Below are 16,550 nucleotides of genomic sequence, written 5' to 3'. Positions count from 1 at the left end.
CTGTGGGAGGTGGGACGGCGCATGCCGGGGTTCACACATCTGCACACCGCGTCGGGCTTCTCCCTGCGCTACGGCGCCTCCCACCCCGCCCGCCTCGCCGAGCGCGCCGCCGAGCGCGGCATGGACGCCCTCGCCCTGACCGACCGCGACACCGTCGCGGGCACGGTCCGCTTCGCCAAGGCCTGCGAGCAGGCCGGGATCCGCCCGCTCTTCGGCGTCGACCTCGGCTGCGAGCCCTTCCTCGTCCCGGTCCCGCACGACGCCCGGCCCGGGGAGCGGGCGGCCGGCGGCGGGGTCGGCTCCGCCCGCCGGGTGCCCGTGCGCGGCGGCGCCTTCGTCGACGAGTCCGCGCCGCGCGCCGTCTTCCTCGCCCGCTCCCGCACCGGCTGGGCCGAGCTCTGCGCGCTGGTCAGCGCCGCCCACGCCCACGCGGGGGAGGGGCGGCCCCTGCTGCCCCGGTCCGCGAACCACAAGGCAGGCGCCGGCGACGAGCTCTTCGTCCTGCTCGGCCCCGGCTCCGACGTCGGGCGCGCCCTCGCCGCCGGCCGGCCCGACCGGGCCGCGCGGCTCCTCGCCCCCTGGCGCGAGCGGTACGGCGACGCCCTGTGTCTGGAGGTCGTGCACCACGGGCGCACCGGCACCGGCCCCGGCTCGCTGCGGCTCGCCGCCCGCACCCTCGGCCTCGCCGCCGAGCAGGGCGTGCGGCCGGTGCTCGGCAACGAGGTGCGGTACGCCGACCCCGGCCAGGGCCCGGTCGCCGACGTGCTCGACGCCGCCCGCCGCCTGGTGCCCGTCGACCCGCGGGCCGGGCTCGACAGCGGCGAGGCCTGGCTCAAGGACGCCGGCGCCATGCTGGGCGTCGCCGAGCGGGTGGTGGAGGCCGCCGGCTTCCGCCGGGACGCCGCCCACCGGCTCCTGGAGCACACCGAGGGCGTCGCCGCGGCCTGCCTGGTCGACCCCGAGGACGACCTCGGCATGGGCTCGGCACACTTCCCGGAGCCGTACCTGGTCGGCGCCGCGCACCGCACCGCCCAGCGGGTGCTCGCCTCCCGGGCCGCCGCCGGCATGGTCCGCAAGGGGTACGAGAAGCGGCGTGACTACTGGGACCGGATGCACCGCGAGCTCGACGTCATCGCCCACCACGGCTTCGCCACCTACTTCCTGACGGTCGCCCAGGTCGTCGACGGCGTGCGCGGCATGGGCATCCGGGTGGCCGCCCGCGGCTCCGGCGCCGGCTCGCTGGTCAACCACCTCCTCGGCATCGCCCACGCCGACCCGGTCGAGCACGGCCTGCTGATGGAGCGCTTCCTGTCCAAGCGCCGCACCGCGCTGCCCGACATCGACATCGACGTGGAGTCCGCCCGCCGCCTGGAGGTCTACCGGGCGATCCTCGACCGCTTCGGCGCCGAGCGGGTCGCCGCCGTCGCCATGCCCGAGACCTACCGGGTCCGCCACGCGGTACGGGACGTGGGCGCCGCCCTGTCCATGGACCCGGCCGAGATCGACCGGATCGCCAAGGCCTTCCCGCACATCCGCGCCAGGGACGCCCGCGCCGCCCTCGACGAGCTGCCCGAACTGCGCGGACTCAAAGGAGAGTTGGAGCGCACGGCGGGCCACGGGCGGTTCTGGGAGCTGGTCGAGGCGCTCGACGCGCTGCCCCGCGGCATCGCCATGCACCCGTGCGGGGTGCTCCTCTCGGACGCCTCGCTGCTCGCCCGTACCCCCGTCGTCCCCACCGCCGGAGAGATCCCCGCGGGCCCCGGCGGCCCGGGACCCTCCCCGATGCCCATGGCGCAGTTCGACAAGGAGGACGTGGAGGACCTCGGACTGCTCAAGCTCGACGTCCTCGGCGTGCGGATGCAGTCCGCGATGGCGCACGCCGTCGCCGAGGTCGAGCGTGCCACCGGCACCCGGCCGGACGTCGACGCCATCCCGCCCGGCGACCCCGACACGTACCGGCTCATCCGCTCCACCGAGACCCTCGGCTGCTTCCAGATCGAGTCCCCGGGCCAGCGTGACCTGGTCGGTCGGCTCCAGCCCGAGAACTTCCACGACCTCGTCGTCGACATCTCGCTCTTCCGGCCGGGCCCGGTCGCCGCCGACATGGTCCGCCCCTTCATCGAGGCCCGGCACGGCCGCGCCCCGGTCCGCTACCCGCACCCCGACCTGGCGGACGCGCTGCGGGAGACCTACGGCGTCGTCGTCTTCCACGAACAGATCATCGAGATCGTGAGCATCATGACCGGCTGCGGCCGCGACGAGGCCGACCAGGTGCGCCGCGGACTCTCCCACCCCGAGTCGCAGGGCCGGATCAGGACCTGGTTCGCCGAGCGGGCGCGGCGGCAGGGGTACGCGGACGAGGTCGTCGCCCGCACCTGGGAGATCGTCGAGGCCTTCGGCTCGTACGGCTTCTGCAAGGCGCACGCGGTGGCCTTCGCCGTGCCCACCTACCAGTCGGCCTGGCTCAAGGCGCACCACCCGGCCGCCTTCTACGCCGGGCTGCTCACCCACGACCCCGGCATGTACCCCAAGCGGCTGCTGCTCGCGGACGCCCGGCGGCGCGGGGTGCCGGTGCTGCCGCTCGACGTGAACCGGTCGGCGGCCGCCCACCGTATCGAACTGGTGTCCGACGGTGGTGCGGAGCGCTGGGGCCTCCGGCTCGGGCTCGCCGACGTCCACGGCATCAGCGAGGCCGAGAGCGCCCGCATCGAGACCGGGCAGCCCTACGCCTCCCTGCTCGACTTCTGGGAACGGGCCCGCCCGCGCAAACCCGTCGCCGAACGCCTCGCCCAGGTCGGCGCCCTCGACGCCTTCGGCGCCAACCGCCGCGACCTGCTGCTCCACCTCACCGAACTGCACCGGACCCAGCGCGGCGCCGCCTCCTACGGCGGACAACTCCCGCTCGCCCAGGGCCGCAGGACCGCCCCCGTCGGCCTGCCCGACCTCGACGAGACCGAACGGCTCAGCGCCGAACTCGGCATCCTCGGCATGGACGCCTCCCGCCACCTCATGGGCGACCACCAGGCCTTCCTGCGCGAACTCGGCGTGGTCTCCGCCGAACGGCTGCGCTCCGCCCGGCACGGCCAGACCGTCCTGGTCGCCGGCGCCAAGGCGGCCACCCAGACCCCGCCGATCCGCTCCGGCAAGCGGGTCATCTTCACCACCCTCGACGACGGCACCGGCCTGGTCGACCTCGCCTTCTTCGACGACTCCCACGAACGCTGCGCCCACACCGTCTTCCACTCCTGGCTGCTGCTCGTCCGGGGCGTGGTGCAGCGGCGCGGACCGCGCAGCCTCAGCGTGGTCGGCGCCGCCGCCTGGAACCTCGCCGAGCTGGCCGAACTGCGGGAGAGCGGCGGCCTGGCGGCGGTGGGGGAGCGGCTCTCGGAGGAGCCCGTTCCCGCGGAGAGCGACCCCGATGGCCATGGTCATGCCGACGCCGACGGTGTCGAAAGCGGCCGCCGGATCACCCTGTCCACCGGCTACACGATGAACCCCTGGGCCGACCTCCAGCCGGCCGGGGAAGGCGCCGCGACACCGTCGCGGAAGCTGTGGCACAGCAGCCCCGGGAGCGCCGGATGATCCTCTGCGTACGGTTCCGCCTGGAGACGGCCGGGGAGGTGATGCTCCCCCGACTGCTCGACCTGCTCGGCGAGTTCACCCCGCTCGTCGAGGCGACCCCGCCCGACGGGGCGCTCGCCGACGTGCGCGGCGCACTGCGCTACTTCGGCTGGACCGCGGCCGAACTCGGCTCGGTGATCCGGGTCAGAGCACTCGCCCTGTACGGCGTCGACAGCGTCATCGGCGCGGGCCCCAACCCGATGCTGGCCCGGATGGCCGCCCGCGCGGCCCGGCCCGGCGCCACCCTGGTCGTCGAGGACCCGGCGGACTTCCTGCGCGACCGGCCGGTGGCCGCCCTCGACGGCGTCGGCCGCGCCACCGCCCGTACCCTCTGCGGCTACGGCCTGGACTCCGCCGGCCGGGTCGCCGACGCGCCGCTCGCCGTGCTCCAGCGGCTCATCGGCGCCAAGGCCGGCCGCGAGCTCTGGGAACGGGCCCGCGGCATCGACCGCACCCCCGTCGTCCCCGGCGAGGTCTCCCGCTCGATGGCCGCCGAACGGACCTTCCCGTACGACGAGCTGGACCCCGTCGAGCAGCGCAGGGCGCTGCTCTCGCTCACCGAGGAACTGGGCGCCCGGATGCGCACCGAGCGCCAGGTGTGCCGCTCCCTGACGGTGACCGTCCGCTACGCCGACCGCACCACGACGACCCGCACCCGCGCCCTGCGTGAACCCACCGCCCACTCGACGGAGCTCAGCACGCTCGCGTACGCGATCCACGCCTCCTTCGGCCTCCAGCGCGCCCGGGTCCGGGGCATCGCCCTGCGCGCCGAGGGCCTGGCCCCGGCCGAGTCCGCCGCCCATCAGCTCACCTTCGACCCGGCCGACGACAAGGCCCGCCGCATCGAGGCGGTGGCGGACCGGGCCCGCGCGAAGTACGGGCCGAGGGCGGTGCTGCCGGGCTCGCTCGCGGCATGAGCCCGACCGCGTGAGCCGACCGCGTGAGCGTGGTGGCGCAAGCACGAGGGTGTAGGCGACACGGGACTTTTTACCGACGCGTAACTTCCCACCGGGGCTACCCATCCGTAACTTGGCGGAAAGCGCACATCCCCACTTGTGGTCCGGACCGCAGGGCGTAGCACTCCCTCATTCCCCTTGAGCCGCAAGGAGATCGCCCGATGCTGCCCTGGAAACCGCCCTGGAAGCACATCGCCCGAGCGCTGTCCGTCCTGCTCCTGACCGCCGCCGCCACCCTCGTCCCCGGCGCCGCCGCACAGGCCGACGCCCCCAGTCGCGGCTGGAACGACTACACCTGCAAGCCGTCCGCCGCCCACCCCCGGCCCGTCGTCCTGGTGCACGGCACCTTCGGCAACTCCGTCGACAACTGGCTGGGTCTCGCCCCCTATCTGGTCAACCGGGGCTACTGCGTCTTCTCGCTCGACTACGGGCAGCTGCCAGGCGTGCCGTTCTTCAACGGACTCGGCCCGATCGACGCCTCCGCCGCCCAGCTCGACGCGTACGTCGACAAGGTCCTCGCCGCCACCGGCGCCGCCGAGGCCGACCTCGTCGGGCACTCGCAGGGCGGCATGATGCCGCGCTACTACCTGAAGTTCCTCGGCGGCGCCGACAAGGTGAACGCCCTCGTCGGCATCGCCCCCGACAACCACGGCACCACGCTCAGCGGCCTCACCCAGCTGCTGCCGTACTTCCCCGGCGCCCAGGACCTGCTGACCAGCGCGACCCCGGGACTCGCCGACCAGATCGCCGGCTCCGCGTTCATGACCAAGCTCAACGCGGGCGGCGACACCGTGCCCGGCGTGCGGTACACGGTGATCGCCACCAAGTACGACGAGGTCGTCACCCCGTACCAGTCCGGCTGGCTGTCCGGACCGAACGTCAGCAACGTGCTGCTCCAGGACCGGTGCGCGCTCGACCTGTCCGAGCACGTGGCCATCGGCACGGTGGACCGGATCGTCTTCCACGAGGTGAACAACGCCCTCGACCCGGCCCACGCGACCCCGACGACCTGCGCCTCGGTCTTCAGCTGACCCCTATCCGTGCCGGCGGCGCGCCGTGACGAACAGCACGGCCGCGCCGACCGCGAGAACGGCGGCGCCGCCCCCCGCCAGATACGGCGTGGCGGCGCCGCCCCCGGTCTCCGCCAGCTCCTCACCGGAACCCGAGCCGCCCTGGGGCGCGGGGGCGGGAGCGGCGGTCTGCGGCGCTTCGCTTGTCGGAGCGGCCGGGGCCTCGCTCGCCGGAGTGGTGGTCGTCGGCGTGGCCGGGTGCCCGGCGTGCTGCCCGTGCCCGGTGGCGGGCGCCGCCGTGGGCGCGCTCGGCGCCGGAGCCCGGGTGGGGGAGCTGTCCTTCCCGAACACCACGTCCGAGCAGGTGTAGAAGGCCTCGGGGGAGTCGGAGCGCTGCCAGATCGAGTAGATCAGGTGCCGCCCGGACTTCTCCGGGATCGTGCCCGTGAACACGTAGTCGCCGTTCCGCATCCCCGGGTCGACGACCGTCGCGAACGGCTCCGCCTCCAGGTCCGACCACTTCAGCGGCTTCGACGGGTCGTACCCGTCCTTCGTCACGTACAGCTCGAACGTCCCCCGGTGGGGCGCGGTCCCCTTGTAACGGAAGGTGTGCGGCCCGGAGTTCAGCGAGGTCGCCGGCCAGTCCGCCCGCGCCAGGTCGAGCCCCTTGAACTTCTCGTTCCCGGCGCTGCACAGCTCGCCGTCCGGGATGATCTCGCGGTGCTTCCCGGCCGCGTTCGCGATGTTCACCCCGTTCCAGTCGTACAGCGCCTGCGTCCCGCCCGCGGCCACCGCCGCCCTGCACGCCGCCGACTTCGGGCTCTCCGGCCCCTCCGCGTGACACCCGGCGACCCGGCTCACCGGATCGGTCATCGACCCGTGCGCGAACGCGGGGGCGACGGCGAGCCCGGACAGGGCGAGCACGGCGGTGGAGACGACGGCCGCGGCGGCCGAACGGCGTGAGGTCATGGGGGGACAACTCCTTCACGAGGGTGGGGGTGTGGGGGGTTGCCAAGGAAACTAGCCCTCGAAAGGCGCGGATCCGGGCCCCGGAAGCCGCACGGACCGATCCTTATGGTCGCGTTAAGGAGCGTCTAAGCGGGGGCACAGACAGGACCCGCACCCGTGCCGGCCGACGCCGTCAGCCCACCCGCCGGTAGCGCCGCTCGGGCCGGCCCGTACCGCCGTAGCGCAGGGTGATCTCGGCGCGGCCGGTCGCCGCGAAGTACTCCAGATAGCGGCGGGCGCTCACCCGGGACAGCGAACCGGCCTCCGCGCACTCGGTGGCCGACAGGCCCTCGGGATGCGCGCGCAGAATGGTGTCGACGAGATCGGCGGTCGGGGCCGCGAGCCCCTTCGGCAGCTCGCGGGAGCCGCGCGGGCGGGCCCCGAAGATCCGGTCGACGTCCTCCTGCCGGGCCTCCGCCTCCGCCAGGTCGTCGAGCCGCCCGTGCAGGGCCGCCACGTGCCGCAGCTGCTCCTGCAGCGCCGCCTGGTTGAACGGCTTGATCAGATAGTGCAGGGCCCCGGCGCGCAGCGCCGAGCGGATCGTGTCCGCGTCCCGCGCCGCCGTGATGAACAGCGCGTCCGTCGCGAGCCCCGCCGCCCGCAGCTCGCGCAGCACCGCGATCCCGTCCATGTCCGGCAGGAAGATGTCGAGCAGCAGCAGATCCGGCCGCAGCGCGTGCGCCGCGCGCAGCGCCTCGGCGCCGGTGTGCGCGACCCCGGCGACGGAGAAGCCCGGCACCGCCGACACATAGCGGCAGTGCAGCTTGGCCACCATGAAGTCGTCGTCGACCACCAGCACCTTCGTCACGCCGACAAGGTAGGACGCGACCACAAGGACCACAACGTCCGTTGGTTGCGGAAGAGAGACAGCTTCCTCACGCGCAGGCAACATGTGGGCCACCTCACATCCCCCGAGGCATCCCCCGAGACCTCCCCTCGGGCATCCCCCGTTCCCCTTCGAGAGGCGGCACCCGTGCGCCTGCGCACTCCCCTCGCCCTGCTCGGGGCGGCGCTGCTCGTGCTCGTCGGACCGCCGCTGCTCACCTCCGGCAGCGGCGCCGGCACCGGCACACAGATACCCGGCCTGCGCTTCATGGTCCCCAACACCCCCGGCGGCGGCTACGACATCACCGCCCGCACCGCGGCGAAGAACGCCGAGGACGCCGGACTCACCTCCGACATCGAGGTCTTCAACCTGCCCGGCGCCGGCGGCACCGTCGGCCTCACCCGGCTCGTCGGCGAGCACGGCAACGGCCGGCTCGCCATGTCCATGGGCCTCGGCGTCGTCGGCGCCGTCCACACCAACAAGACGCCGAAGACCCTCGCCGACACCACCCCGATCGCCCGGCTCACCATGGAGCAGGACATCGTCGTGGTCGGCAGGGACTCCCCGTACCAGACCATCCAGGAGCTGCTCGCCGCCTGGCGGAAGGACCCCGGCAGACTGCCCGTCGGCGGCGGCTCCTCGCCCGGCGGACCCGACCACCTCGCCCCCATGCTGATGGCCCGCGCCGCCGGCATCGCCCCGAAGGACGTCAACTACGTGCCCTTCGACGGCGGCGGCGAACTCCTCGCCTCCATCCTCGGCAACAAGGTCGCCTTCGGCGTCTCCGGCGTCGGCGAGTACCTCGACCAGATCAAGGCCGGCGAACTGCGCCTGCTCGCCGTCACCGGCGCCGAACGCGTCCCCGGCCTCGACGCGCCCACGCTGCGCGAGGCCGGCCTCGACACCGAGTTCATCAACTGGCGCGGCATCGTCGCCCCGCCCGGCCTGACCGACGCCGAACGCGACAAGCTCGTCGGCCTCGTCACCGAACTGCACGCCTCGAAGGAATGGCGGGAGTCCCTGAAGACCCACGGCTGGAACGACGCCTTCCTGCCCGGCGAGGAGTTCGGCACCTTCCTCACCGCCCAGGACAAGCAGGTCGGAACCGTCCTGAAGGAGCTCGGCCTGTGACCACGACCGGCAACACGACGCCAGAGACCACCCCGACCGCCGAAACCCCCACCGCCAGGAAGTCCTGGCTGCGCGAGCACTCCGAACTCGGCGTCAGCGCCCTGCTGTTCCTCCTCGGCGTCCTCGTCCTCACCGACGCCCTCACCATGACCGTGGACATCGGCCAGCGCGGCCCCGTCGGCCCCCGCACCGTCCCCCTCGTCGTCGGCGCCGGCCTGCTCGTCGTCGCCGTCCTCCTCGCCGTCGACGTCCTGCGCGGCGGACGCGGCGAGGCCGAGGGCGGCGAGGACATCGACCTGACCGAGCCGAGCGACTGGCGCACCGTCCTGCTCCTCGCCGGCGTCTTCCTCGGCTTCGCCGTCCTCATCGGCCCGCTCGGCTTCCCGGTCTCCGGCGCCCTGCTCTTCTGGGGCGCCGCCTACGCCCTCGGCAGCCGCCACCACCACCGCGACCCGCTGATCGCCGCCGCGCTCTCCCTGCTCACCTATGTCGTCTTCAACAACCTGCTCGGAGTCCCGCTGCCCGGCGGCCCGCTGATGGGAGTGCTCTGACCCATGGACTCGCTCACCTCCCTGCTCGACGGGTTCGGCACCGCGCTGACCCCGATGAACCTGCTGTGGGCCGCCGTCGGCGTCCTGCTCGGCACCGCCATCGGCGTGCTCCCCGGCATCGGCCCCGCCATGGCCGTCGCCCTGCTGCTCCCCGTCACCTACGGCCTGGAGCCGACCGGCGCCTTCATCATGTTCGCCGGCATCTACTACGGCGCCATGTTCGGCGGCTCCACCACCTCCATCCTGCTCAACACCCCCGGCGAGAGCGCGGCCGTGGTCGCCGCCATCGAAGGCAATCCGATGGCCAAGGCCGGGCGCGGCGCCCAGGCCCTCGCCGCCGCGGCCATCGGCCACTTCACCGGCGGCCTGGCCGGCACGATCCTGCTCGTCGCCCTCGCCCCTACGGTCGCCGCGCTCGCCGTCGACATCGGCGCCCCCGACTACTTCGCCATCATGGTCCTCGCGTTCATCGCGGTGACCTCCGTCCTCGGCTCCTCCCGGATCCGCGGCCTGGCCTCCCTCCTCATCGGACTCACCATCGGCCTGATCGGCCTCGACCAGATGACCGGCCAGCAGCGCCTCACCTTCGGTTCCCTCCAGCTCGCCGACGGCGTCGACGTCGTCATCGTCGCCGTCGGACTCTTCGCCATCGGCGAGGCCCTGTGGGTCGCCGCCCATCTGCGCCGCACCACCGGCGAGGCCATTCCGGTGGGCCGCCCCTGGCTCGGCCGCTCCGACGTGCGACGCACCTGGAAGGCCTGGCTGCGCGGACCGCTCATCGGCTTCCCGTTCGGCGCGATCCCGGCCGGCGGCGCGGAGATCCCCACCTTCCTGTCGTACGTGACGGAGAAGCGTCTCTCCCGGCACAAGGACGAGTTCGGCAAGGGCGCGATCGAGGGCGTCGCCGGCCCCGAGTCCGCCGCCTCCGCCTCCGCCGCCGGCACCCTGGTCTCCATGCTCACCCTCGGGCTGCCGACCACCGCCGTCGCCGCCGTGATGCTCGCCGCCTTCCAGCAGTACGGCATCCAGCCGGGCCCGCTCCTCTTCGAACGCGAACCCGACCTGGTCTGGGGCCTGATCGCCTCGCTGTTCGTCGGCATGGTGCTGCTGCTCGCGCTCAACCTGCCGCTCGCGCCGGTCTGGGCGAAACTGCTGCGCATCCCCCGCCCGTACCTCTACGCCGGCATCCTGTTCTTCGCCGCCGTCGGCGCGTACGCGGTCGGCGGCGCCGCCCTCGACCTGGCGATCCTGCTCGCCATCGGGCTCGTCGGCTTCGGCATGCGGCGCTACGGACTGCCCGTCCTGCCCGCCGTCATCGGCGTCATCCTCGGCCCGGCCGCCGAACAGCAGCTGCGCCGCGCCCTCCAGATCAGCGACGGCTCGCCGGCCGGGCTCGTCGACACCCCGTTCTCGGTCACCGTGTACGCGGTCGTGCTGATCCTGCTGGCCTGGCCGCTGCTGCGGAAGCTGATCGGACGGCGCCGCGAGGCCACCGCCCGCGCGTGACCGGGGCGGGGTTGAGGGTGGGGGCGCGGGGCGGGAGCGTCGTACGACCGTACGCACATCGGGAAATTCCTCAACGCGCCCCCGAAGGGGTGAGTTTCGGACAGTCGGCGGCCTGATCCGGTATCCCTGGCGGGCAGCGTCCCACCCCCACCCCGAAGGGATTCCCCACGATGCGTGCTCGCCTCGTCCTCGCCGGCGCCCTGCTCGCCACCGCCGCGGCCACCGCCCCCACCGCCTACGCCGGCCCCGCCGACGGAGTCTCCGTCGACCCGCGGGGCACGGTCGCCGCGGACGGCACGGTCACCCTCTCCGGCACCTACCGCTGTGTCGACGACAGCGCGGGACCGGTCTTCGTCAGCTCCCGGCTGATCCAGGGGGACCGCTCCACCGGGATCGGCGGCACCCAGGCCGTCTGCGACGGCCTGGTGCACCCCTGGACCAACACCGCCGTCGTCAAGGAGCCCGCCTACCGCGCCGGTACGGCCCAGGTGGAGGCCACCCTGATGCAGCTCACCGCCACCGGCCCGATGGGCCTGCCGATGCCCGGCTTCCTCGCCACCCAGGACGCGGACGTCACGCTCGGCTGAGCAGCCGGACCAGTCCGTCCCGGCCTCGGGCCTGTCCAGCAGATCATGGCCGGGTCCGCGACGCCTGGCACGGCACCTCGCCGTGTTGCCGAAGCGCCCCGATAGCTCCGCTATCGCGACGCTCCGGCGCCTTGCGATGCACCGCACCAGACGCCGCGGCCTACCCGACCCCAATCTGCCGGATAGGCCCGAGCGCCGCCAGCTCGTCGAGGGCGCGTACGGCACGCTCGGCCGCCGCCGGGTCGGCGGCGGCGAGCCCGCTCGCCGCGAACTCGTCCTCGTCGAGCCGCAGCACCTCGCGCCCGTCGGCCGACACCCACAGGTCGAGGTCCAGGTCCTCGACCACCACCTCCGTGCCGTCCGCGGCCACCACGGCCGGCCGGGTCACGTCGCAGTACCAGCCCTTGAGCGTGCCGTCGCCTGCCCGGACCTCCTTCACCGCGTACCACCGGTCCCGCCAGTAGTGCTCGGTGAAGACGTCGCCCGGCTCGAAGCGCACGAAGCCGAAGTCCCGGACGCCGTCGGCGGCCCACGGCGCGCGGACCGTCAGCCGCGTCCCGTCGTCGGCGAGCAGCTCGGCCGGATAGCGGATCTTGGTCCGCCCGGCCTTCATCAGGACGATCTCGACCTTGACCTCGCTCTTGCTCTCGATCTCGCTGTCGACATCAACCGAGGCGGCGGACATGACGGGTCTCCTTCGCGCGGATCTCGTAGCCGAACCATCGGTTGACGGCCAGCATGGGGGCGTTCCCGGCGTCGTTGCCGGTGAACGCCTCCGTACAGCCGGCCGCCCGGGCCAGATGCAGCGAGGCGTTCTTCACCAGCTTGGCCAGGCCCCGGCCCCGGAAGTCCGGGGCGGTGCCGGTCATCCCCGAGCCGTAGCGCCCCTCGCCGTCGGTGCGGGCGGCGCTGAAGGCGACCGGGCGCCCGTCGACCACCGCGACCGTGGTCAGCTCCCTGTCGAGCAGCGGGTGCTCCCAGGTGGTGGCCAGCCAGTGCGCGTAGTCGTCGAGTTCGGCCGCCACGTCGCCCGGCTCGTCGGCCGTGGTCAGCGCGTCCAGCTCGAACAGCGGGCGCGGGTCGGCGGCGAAGTCCGCCGCCGTGCGCAGCTCCACCCCGGCCGGCGCCTCCTGCAGCGGCGGCAGGGCGGCCGTCGTCAGGTCGAGGCGCAGGAAATAGGCCGAGCGGCTGCCGACATAGCCGTGGCGCCCGGCGAAGGCGAGGTTCGCCGGCTCGTCGAGCACCCAGCTGTAGAGGGTGTCCGCCCCGGCACACGCCAGATGCTCCTCGGCGGCGCGCAGCAGCAGCGCCCCGGCGCCCCGGCGGCGGTGCGCGGGGTCGACGTAGACATTGACGTCACCGATGCCCGGCTCGGGCGACTCGTGGGCCAGCGACACCTCGGCGGTGCCGATCACCTGCCCGTCGGCCTCGGCGAGCAGCGGCCTCGCGTGGGCGTCGGGATGGGCGTGCGCCCAGTCGTGGGCGACCTGCCGGCCGGTCGCGAGCATGCAGGGCAGCGCGGCACGCCGCACCCGGGCGAAGGCCTCGGCGTCCTCGGGGACCGAGGGCCGTACATCGCGGACGATCACAGTCATGTCACCGCACGGTATGCGCCGGGCCGCGCCGCCCGCCTCCCATTTTCCGGCGGGCCGGGTGCAGAATCAGGCGGGTGACGCTTCGAATCAGCGTGGATCCCCGTTCCACCACCGCTCCGTACGAACAACTGCGCGCCCATATCTCGGAGAGGGCCCGCTCGGGCGAGCTGCCCGTCGGCTACAAGCTTCCGACGGTGCGCGGTCTCGCGGAGGACCTGGGCCTCGCGGCGAACACCGTCGCCAAGGCGTACAAGGCCCTTGAGGCGGACGGTGTGATCGAGACCCGCGGCCGCAACGGCACCTTCGTCGCCGCCGCCTCCGACGCGGCCTCCCGGCTCGCCGCCACGGCCGCCGCGGCCTATGCCACGGAGGCCCACCGCCTGGGCCTCAGCCACGACGCGGCGAGCGCCGCGGTGCGGGACGCGCTGCGGGCCGCGTACGAGGAGTAGGCCGGACAGGGGGTACGAGCGGGAGGGGCGCGGAAGGTCCGCGCACCCCTCCCGCTCGTACCCCTCCTCGCGGTACTTCGTGACGGTTCGTCGACTGGCTTGAATCCATTGGTTCCTGAAGAGGTTTCAACGCGCGTCCACCACCAGTTTTGACATGAACACTTCCGGTGGGCGGGATCCGCTGCTACTACCTGGTAACGCAGAGATCCTGCTACAGGGAGGTTCCATGAAACTGTCCCGTTTTACGGCCTTCTCGTCCTCGCTGCTCCTCGGCGCCGTCCTCGCCCTCACCGGGGCCGGGGTCGCACAGGCCGCCGAGACCGCCGCGGTGGACTACGTGGCCCTGGGCGACTCGTACTCCTCCGGTGTCGGAGCCGGGAGTTACGACAGCGCCAGCGGCGACTGCAAGCGCTCCACCAAGGCCTATCCGGTCCTCTGGAAGAACGCCCACGCGCCGTCCTCCTTCGCCTTCACCGCCTGCTCGGGCGCCCGAACGGGTGATGTCACGGCGAATCAGCTCGGACCCCTCAACACCGGCACCGACCTGGTCTCCCTCACGATCGGCGGCAACGACGCCGGTTTCGCCGACGTCATGACGACCTGTGTCCTGCAGTCCGAGGCGACCTGTATCAACCGAGTGAATCAAGCCAAGGCCTATGTCGACACGACCCTGCCCGGCAAGCTCGACTCGGTCTACAACGCCATCCGCAACAAGGCACCCAACGCCCGCGTCGTGGTGCTCGGTTACCCGCGCTTCTACCAGCTCAACGGCACCTGCGTGGCCGGCCTGAGCGAGAACGAGCGCCGCGCCATCAACGACGCCTCCGACTACCTCAACGCCGCCACCGCGAAGCGCGCCGCGAACCACGGCTTCCCCTTCGCCAGTGTCGTCCCCGCCTTCACCGGACACGAGATCTGCTCCGGCTCGTCCTGGCTCCACAGCCTCAACTGGCTCAACATCGGCGAGTCGTACCACCCGACCGCCGCCGGACAGTCCGGCGGCTACCTGCCGACCTTCAGCGGCGCGGCATAGCCGCGGCCGTCCCCGCACCACCGCCCGGCGCACCGCCGGGAGCACCGCCCGGGGAGGCGGTCCCGCCCGAAGGAGTCGCCGTCGTCGCGGGCGGCGACGACGGCGGCGGGGCCGTCTCCTCGCACGTCACCGAGAAATCCACCCAGTTCGACTCGCGGGCCACCGGATCCCGCACCTCAAGGCGGATCCGGTCGCTCACCTGCGCCCCCGCCGGATAGTCCGCCTGCGTCCGGGGCAGCCGCTGCTCGGTCGGCCCGCCCTCGGGGAAGTCCAGGGTCCGCCAGGCCGCGTCCTGCTTCTCGCCGCTCTCCGTCGCCCAGCGGTACGACACGGTCGCCGGCGTCCGGTCCACCGTCACCGCCGCCGCGAACTGCGGCGCCGCGTCGAGCGGCGGCGGACACGCGCCCTCGTACGTGTCGCGCACCGCCCGCACGCTCACGATCACCGACACCGGGGGAGTGGTCGTCGCGCTCGGCGAGGTGGTGCCCGTCTCCGCCGACGTGGACGGCGAGGCGGTGCTCGGCGCCGTCGTCGGCGCGCTCGTCGTCACCGGCGGCACCGGCGAACCGCCGTCGTCCGCACCCGAGTCGCGCAGCGCCGCGTACGTCAGCCCGCCCGCCACCAGGAGCAGCGCCGCGATCCCGGCCACCAGACCCCACCGCCGGCGCGGACGGCCGGACTCCTCCGGGCCGGGGCCGGGCACCGGGGCCGGTACGGGCATCGGGGCGGTCGGCCCGGTGCCGCCGGTGCCGCCGGGCCCGCCCGGACCTCCCGTTGGGAGCGGCGCGTACGCCCCCGCCGGCGGCGGCTCCGTGCGCGGCGCGCCGCCCGCGCCGACCAGACGCAGCTGATCCTCCGCCACCCGCGCGGAGAGCCGCTGCTCCGGGTCCTTGCGCAGCAGCCCCTCGATCACCGGCGCCAGCGGGCCCGCGTGCGCGGGCGGCAGCGGCTCCTCGTCCACCACCGTGCGCAGGGTGTCCAGCGGCGTCTCCCGCCGGAACGGCGACACGCCCTCCACCGCCGCGTACAGCAGCACGCCGAGCGACCACAGGTCGGCCGCGGGCCCCGGCGTGTGCCCCAGGGCCCGCTCGGGCGCCAGGTATTCGGGCGAGCCGATCAGCTCGCCGGTCATGGTCAGCGGGGAGACGCCCTCCACGGCGGCGATCCCGAAGTCGGTGAGCACCACCCGCCCGTCGTTGGCGAGCAGCACGTTCGCCGGCTTCACGTCCCGGTGCAGCACCCCCGCCTCGTGCGCCGCGCGCAGCGCCGCGCACACCTCGGCGCCCACGTGCGCCGCCCGGCGCGGCGGCAGCGGCCCCTCGGCCTCCAGGGTCTCCGCCAGGGTGAGCCCGCGGACCAGCTCCATCACGATCCAGGGGCGGTCGTCGTCCAGGGCCACGTCGTAGACGGTGACGACATTGCGATGGGTGATCCGCGCGGCGGACCGGGCCTCCCGCTCCAGGCGGGCGAAGAGGCGCTCGCGGTCGGCGTCCGGCAGACCGGCCGGGGCGCGTACCTCCTTGACCGCCACCTCGCGCCCCAGGACCTCGTCCCGGGCGCGCCAGACGGTGCCCATCCCGCCCTCGCCGAGCACGTCGAGCAGCCGGTAACGCCCCGCGATGACCGTCATCTCTCCACGGTAGCGGAGGGTCGCCGCTTTTGGTGGCGGAGATCACACCCTGTTGCGGGGCCGCGGGTGGGGGCCGGGCGTGCAGGATGGTTCGTGACGGTTCGACAGGTGTTCGATCGCTGTCCAACTCACCCTGGAATCAGACGGATTCGGACAGTGATCGTCAACCCCCGTACACAAGCGGTGAATCCTGCGGCCGGAATACACGGGTGTCGTAGCGGAGCGATAGGGTTAACCTGCCCGGGCCGGGTGCCCTCGTACGGGTGGGGAGTGACATGGAACAGATAGCAATGCGCAGCAGGCCGCGAGTGCCTGCCATCACCTGCGGGAGCAGCGCGACGAGTTCGCGACTCGACCGCCATCTCGCGGTGCTCGGCGGTCCCGCCATACCGCAGCGCGAGGCGGCCGAGGCGACCCTGCTCATGCGGGAACTGACGACGCGTACGCGTGAGGTGCCGATGCAGGGCCACCGCAGCCGCAGCTCGCGGGTCTCGCTCTTCGCCCCGCTCCGCCGGCTCCGCCGCTCGCTCTTCGGCAGCCACCACTGACCCTCGACGCCCCCCGCTGACAGGCCGTCCGGGCCGGGCTCCCGCGTACCCCGACGCAGCGCTCCCGCCCGCCCCCGCTCGGCCCACGACCCGCTTCCG

The 16,550-nt window shown here is 73.6% G+C and carries 15 protein-coding genes; 10 read left to right on the top strand and 5 right to left on the bottom strand.

Features of this window, described 5'->3' with window-relative positions:
* Positions 1 to 21 precede the first annotated feature (21 nt).
* The 3 genes from KV205_RS19075 to KV205_RS19065 all read left to right on the top strand — a co-directional run bounded on the left by KV205_RS19075 (position 22) and on the right by KV205_RS19065 (position 5,608).
* Positions 22 to 3,582: a DNA polymerase III subunit alpha gene (locus tag KV205_RS19075; RefSeq protein ID WP_265865619.1), complete on the top strand. Its 3,561-nt coding sequence runs from the start codon at positions 22 to 24 to the stop codon at positions 3,580 to 3,582.
* Positions 3,579 to 4,538 (top strand): hypothetical protein, encoded by a 960-nt coding sequence (locus KV205_RS19070; protein WP_265865692.1) that lies wholly within the window; start codon positions 3,579 to 3,581, stop codon positions 4,536 to 4,538. Before KV205_RS19075 ends, KV205_RS19070 begins: the two co-directional genes overlap by 4 nt.
* A 200-nt stretch (positions 4,539 to 4,738) precedes the next feature.
* The gene (locus KV205_RS19065) at positions 4,739 to 5,608 is read left to right on the top strand and encodes a triacylglycerol lipase (protein ID WP_265865618.1); all 870 of its coding nucleotides are present in this window, start codon (positions 4,739 to 4,741) and stop codon (positions 5,606 to 5,608) included.
* Positions 5,609 to 5,611: 3 nt separating this feature from the next.
* On the opposite strand, the gene KV205_RS19060 is transcribed toward KV205_RS19065, so the two are convergent.
* Together KV205_RS19060 and KV205_RS19055 are read right to left on the bottom strand one after the other, a co-directional pair.
* Positions 5,612 to 6,556, bottom strand: a complete 945-nt coding sequence (locus KV205_RS19060) for a lytic polysaccharide monooxygenase (RefSeq protein WP_265865617.1) — start codon at positions 6,554 to 6,556, stop codon at positions 5,612 to 5,614.
* A gap of 172 nt (positions 6,557 to 6,728) precedes the next feature.
* A complete protein-coding gene (locus KV205_RS19055; protein ID WP_265865616.1) occupies positions 6,729 to 7,403 on the bottom strand; it encodes a response regulator in 675 nt (224 codons plus the stop codon).
* 165 nt (positions 7,404 to 7,568) lie between these two features.
* Here KV205_RS19055 and KV205_RS19050 point away from each other — a divergent pair, with 165 nt between their 5' ends.
* The 4 genes from KV205_RS19050 (at position 7,569) to KV205_RS19035 (ending at position 11,196) form a co-directional block, all read left to right on the top strand.
* On the top strand, positions 7,569 to 8,552 hold the full coding sequence (locus tag KV205_RS19050) for a tripartite tricarboxylate transporter substrate binding protein (RefSeq protein WP_265865615.1): 984 nt from the start codon (positions 7,569 to 7,571) through the stop codon (positions 8,550 to 8,552).
* Positions 8,553 to 8,620: 68 nt separating this feature from the next.
* Entirely contained in the window at positions 8,621 to 9,103 is a 483-nt protein-coding gene (locus KV205_RS19045; RefSeq protein ID WP_265865691.1) for a tripartite tricarboxylate transporter TctB family protein, read from the top strand.
* 3 nt (positions 9,104 to 9,106) lie between these two features.
* Positions 9,107 to 10,609, top strand: a complete 1,503-nt coding sequence (locus KV205_RS19040; protein ID WP_265865614.1) for a tripartite tricarboxylate transporter permease — start codon at positions 9,107 to 9,109, stop codon at positions 10,607 to 10,609.
* 170 nt (positions 10,610 to 10,779) lie between these two features.
* Positions 10,780 to 11,196, top strand: a complete 417-nt coding sequence (locus KV205_RS19035; RefSeq protein WP_265865613.1) for a DUF6299 family protein — start codon at positions 10,780 to 10,782, stop codon at positions 11,194 to 11,196.
* 160 nt (positions 11,197 to 11,356) lie between these two features.
* Here the strand turns inward: KV205_RS19035 and KV205_RS19030 are convergent, their stop codons facing one another.
* A complete protein-coding gene (locus tag KV205_RS19030; RefSeq protein ID WP_265865612.1) occupies positions 11,357 to 11,881 on the bottom strand; it encodes a DUF402 domain-containing protein in 525 nt (174 codons plus the stop codon).
* Positions 11,862 to 12,791: a GNAT family N-acetyltransferase gene (locus KV205_RS19025; RefSeq protein ID WP_265865611.1), complete on the bottom strand. Its 930-nt coding sequence runs from the start codon at positions 12,789 to 12,791 to the stop codon at positions 11,862 to 11,864. Before KV205_RS19025 ends, KV205_RS19030 begins: the two co-directional genes overlap by 20 nt.
* A 74-nt stretch (positions 12,792 to 12,865) precedes the next feature.
* Between KV205_RS19025 and KV205_RS19020 the strand changes: the two genes are divergently transcribed.
* Both KV205_RS19020 and KV205_RS19015 read left to right on the top strand, forming a co-directional pair.
* A complete protein-coding gene (locus KV205_RS19020; protein ID WP_265865610.1) occupies positions 12,866 to 13,240 on the top strand; it encodes a GntR family transcriptional regulator in 375 nt (124 codons plus the stop codon).
* 226 nt (positions 13,241 to 13,466) lie between these two features.
* Positions 13,467 to 14,273, top strand: a complete 807-nt coding sequence (locus tag KV205_RS19015) for an SGNH/GDSL hydrolase family protein (RefSeq protein WP_265865609.1) — start codon at positions 13,467 to 13,469, stop codon at positions 14,271 to 14,273.
* On the opposite strand, the gene KV205_RS19010 is transcribed toward KV205_RS19015, so the two are convergent.
* On the bottom strand, positions 14,257 to 15,903 hold the full coding sequence (locus KV205_RS19010; protein WP_265865608.1) for a serine/threonine-protein kinase: 1,647 nt from the start codon (positions 15,901 to 15,903) through the stop codon (positions 14,257 to 14,259). The two genes, KV205_RS19015 and KV205_RS19010, sit on opposite strands and share 17 nt — an antisense overlap.
* Positions 15,904 to 16,178: 275 nt before the next feature.
* Here KV205_RS19010 and KV205_RS19005 point away from each other — a divergent pair, with 275 nt between their 5' ends.
* A complete protein-coding gene (locus KV205_RS19005) occupies positions 16,179 to 16,451 on the top strand; it encodes a hypothetical protein (protein ID WP_265865607.1) in 273 nt (90 codons plus the stop codon).
* Positions 16,452 to 16,550: the final 99 nt, after the last annotated feature.

The organism is Streptomyces sp. SKN60 (assembly GCF_026236535.1).
GTDB lineage: Bacteria > Actinomycetota > Actinomycetes > Streptomycetales > Streptomycetaceae > Streptomyces.
Note: the sequence above shows the minus strand (reverse complement) of the source record. Positions and strands in the feature narration are given on the sequence as shown.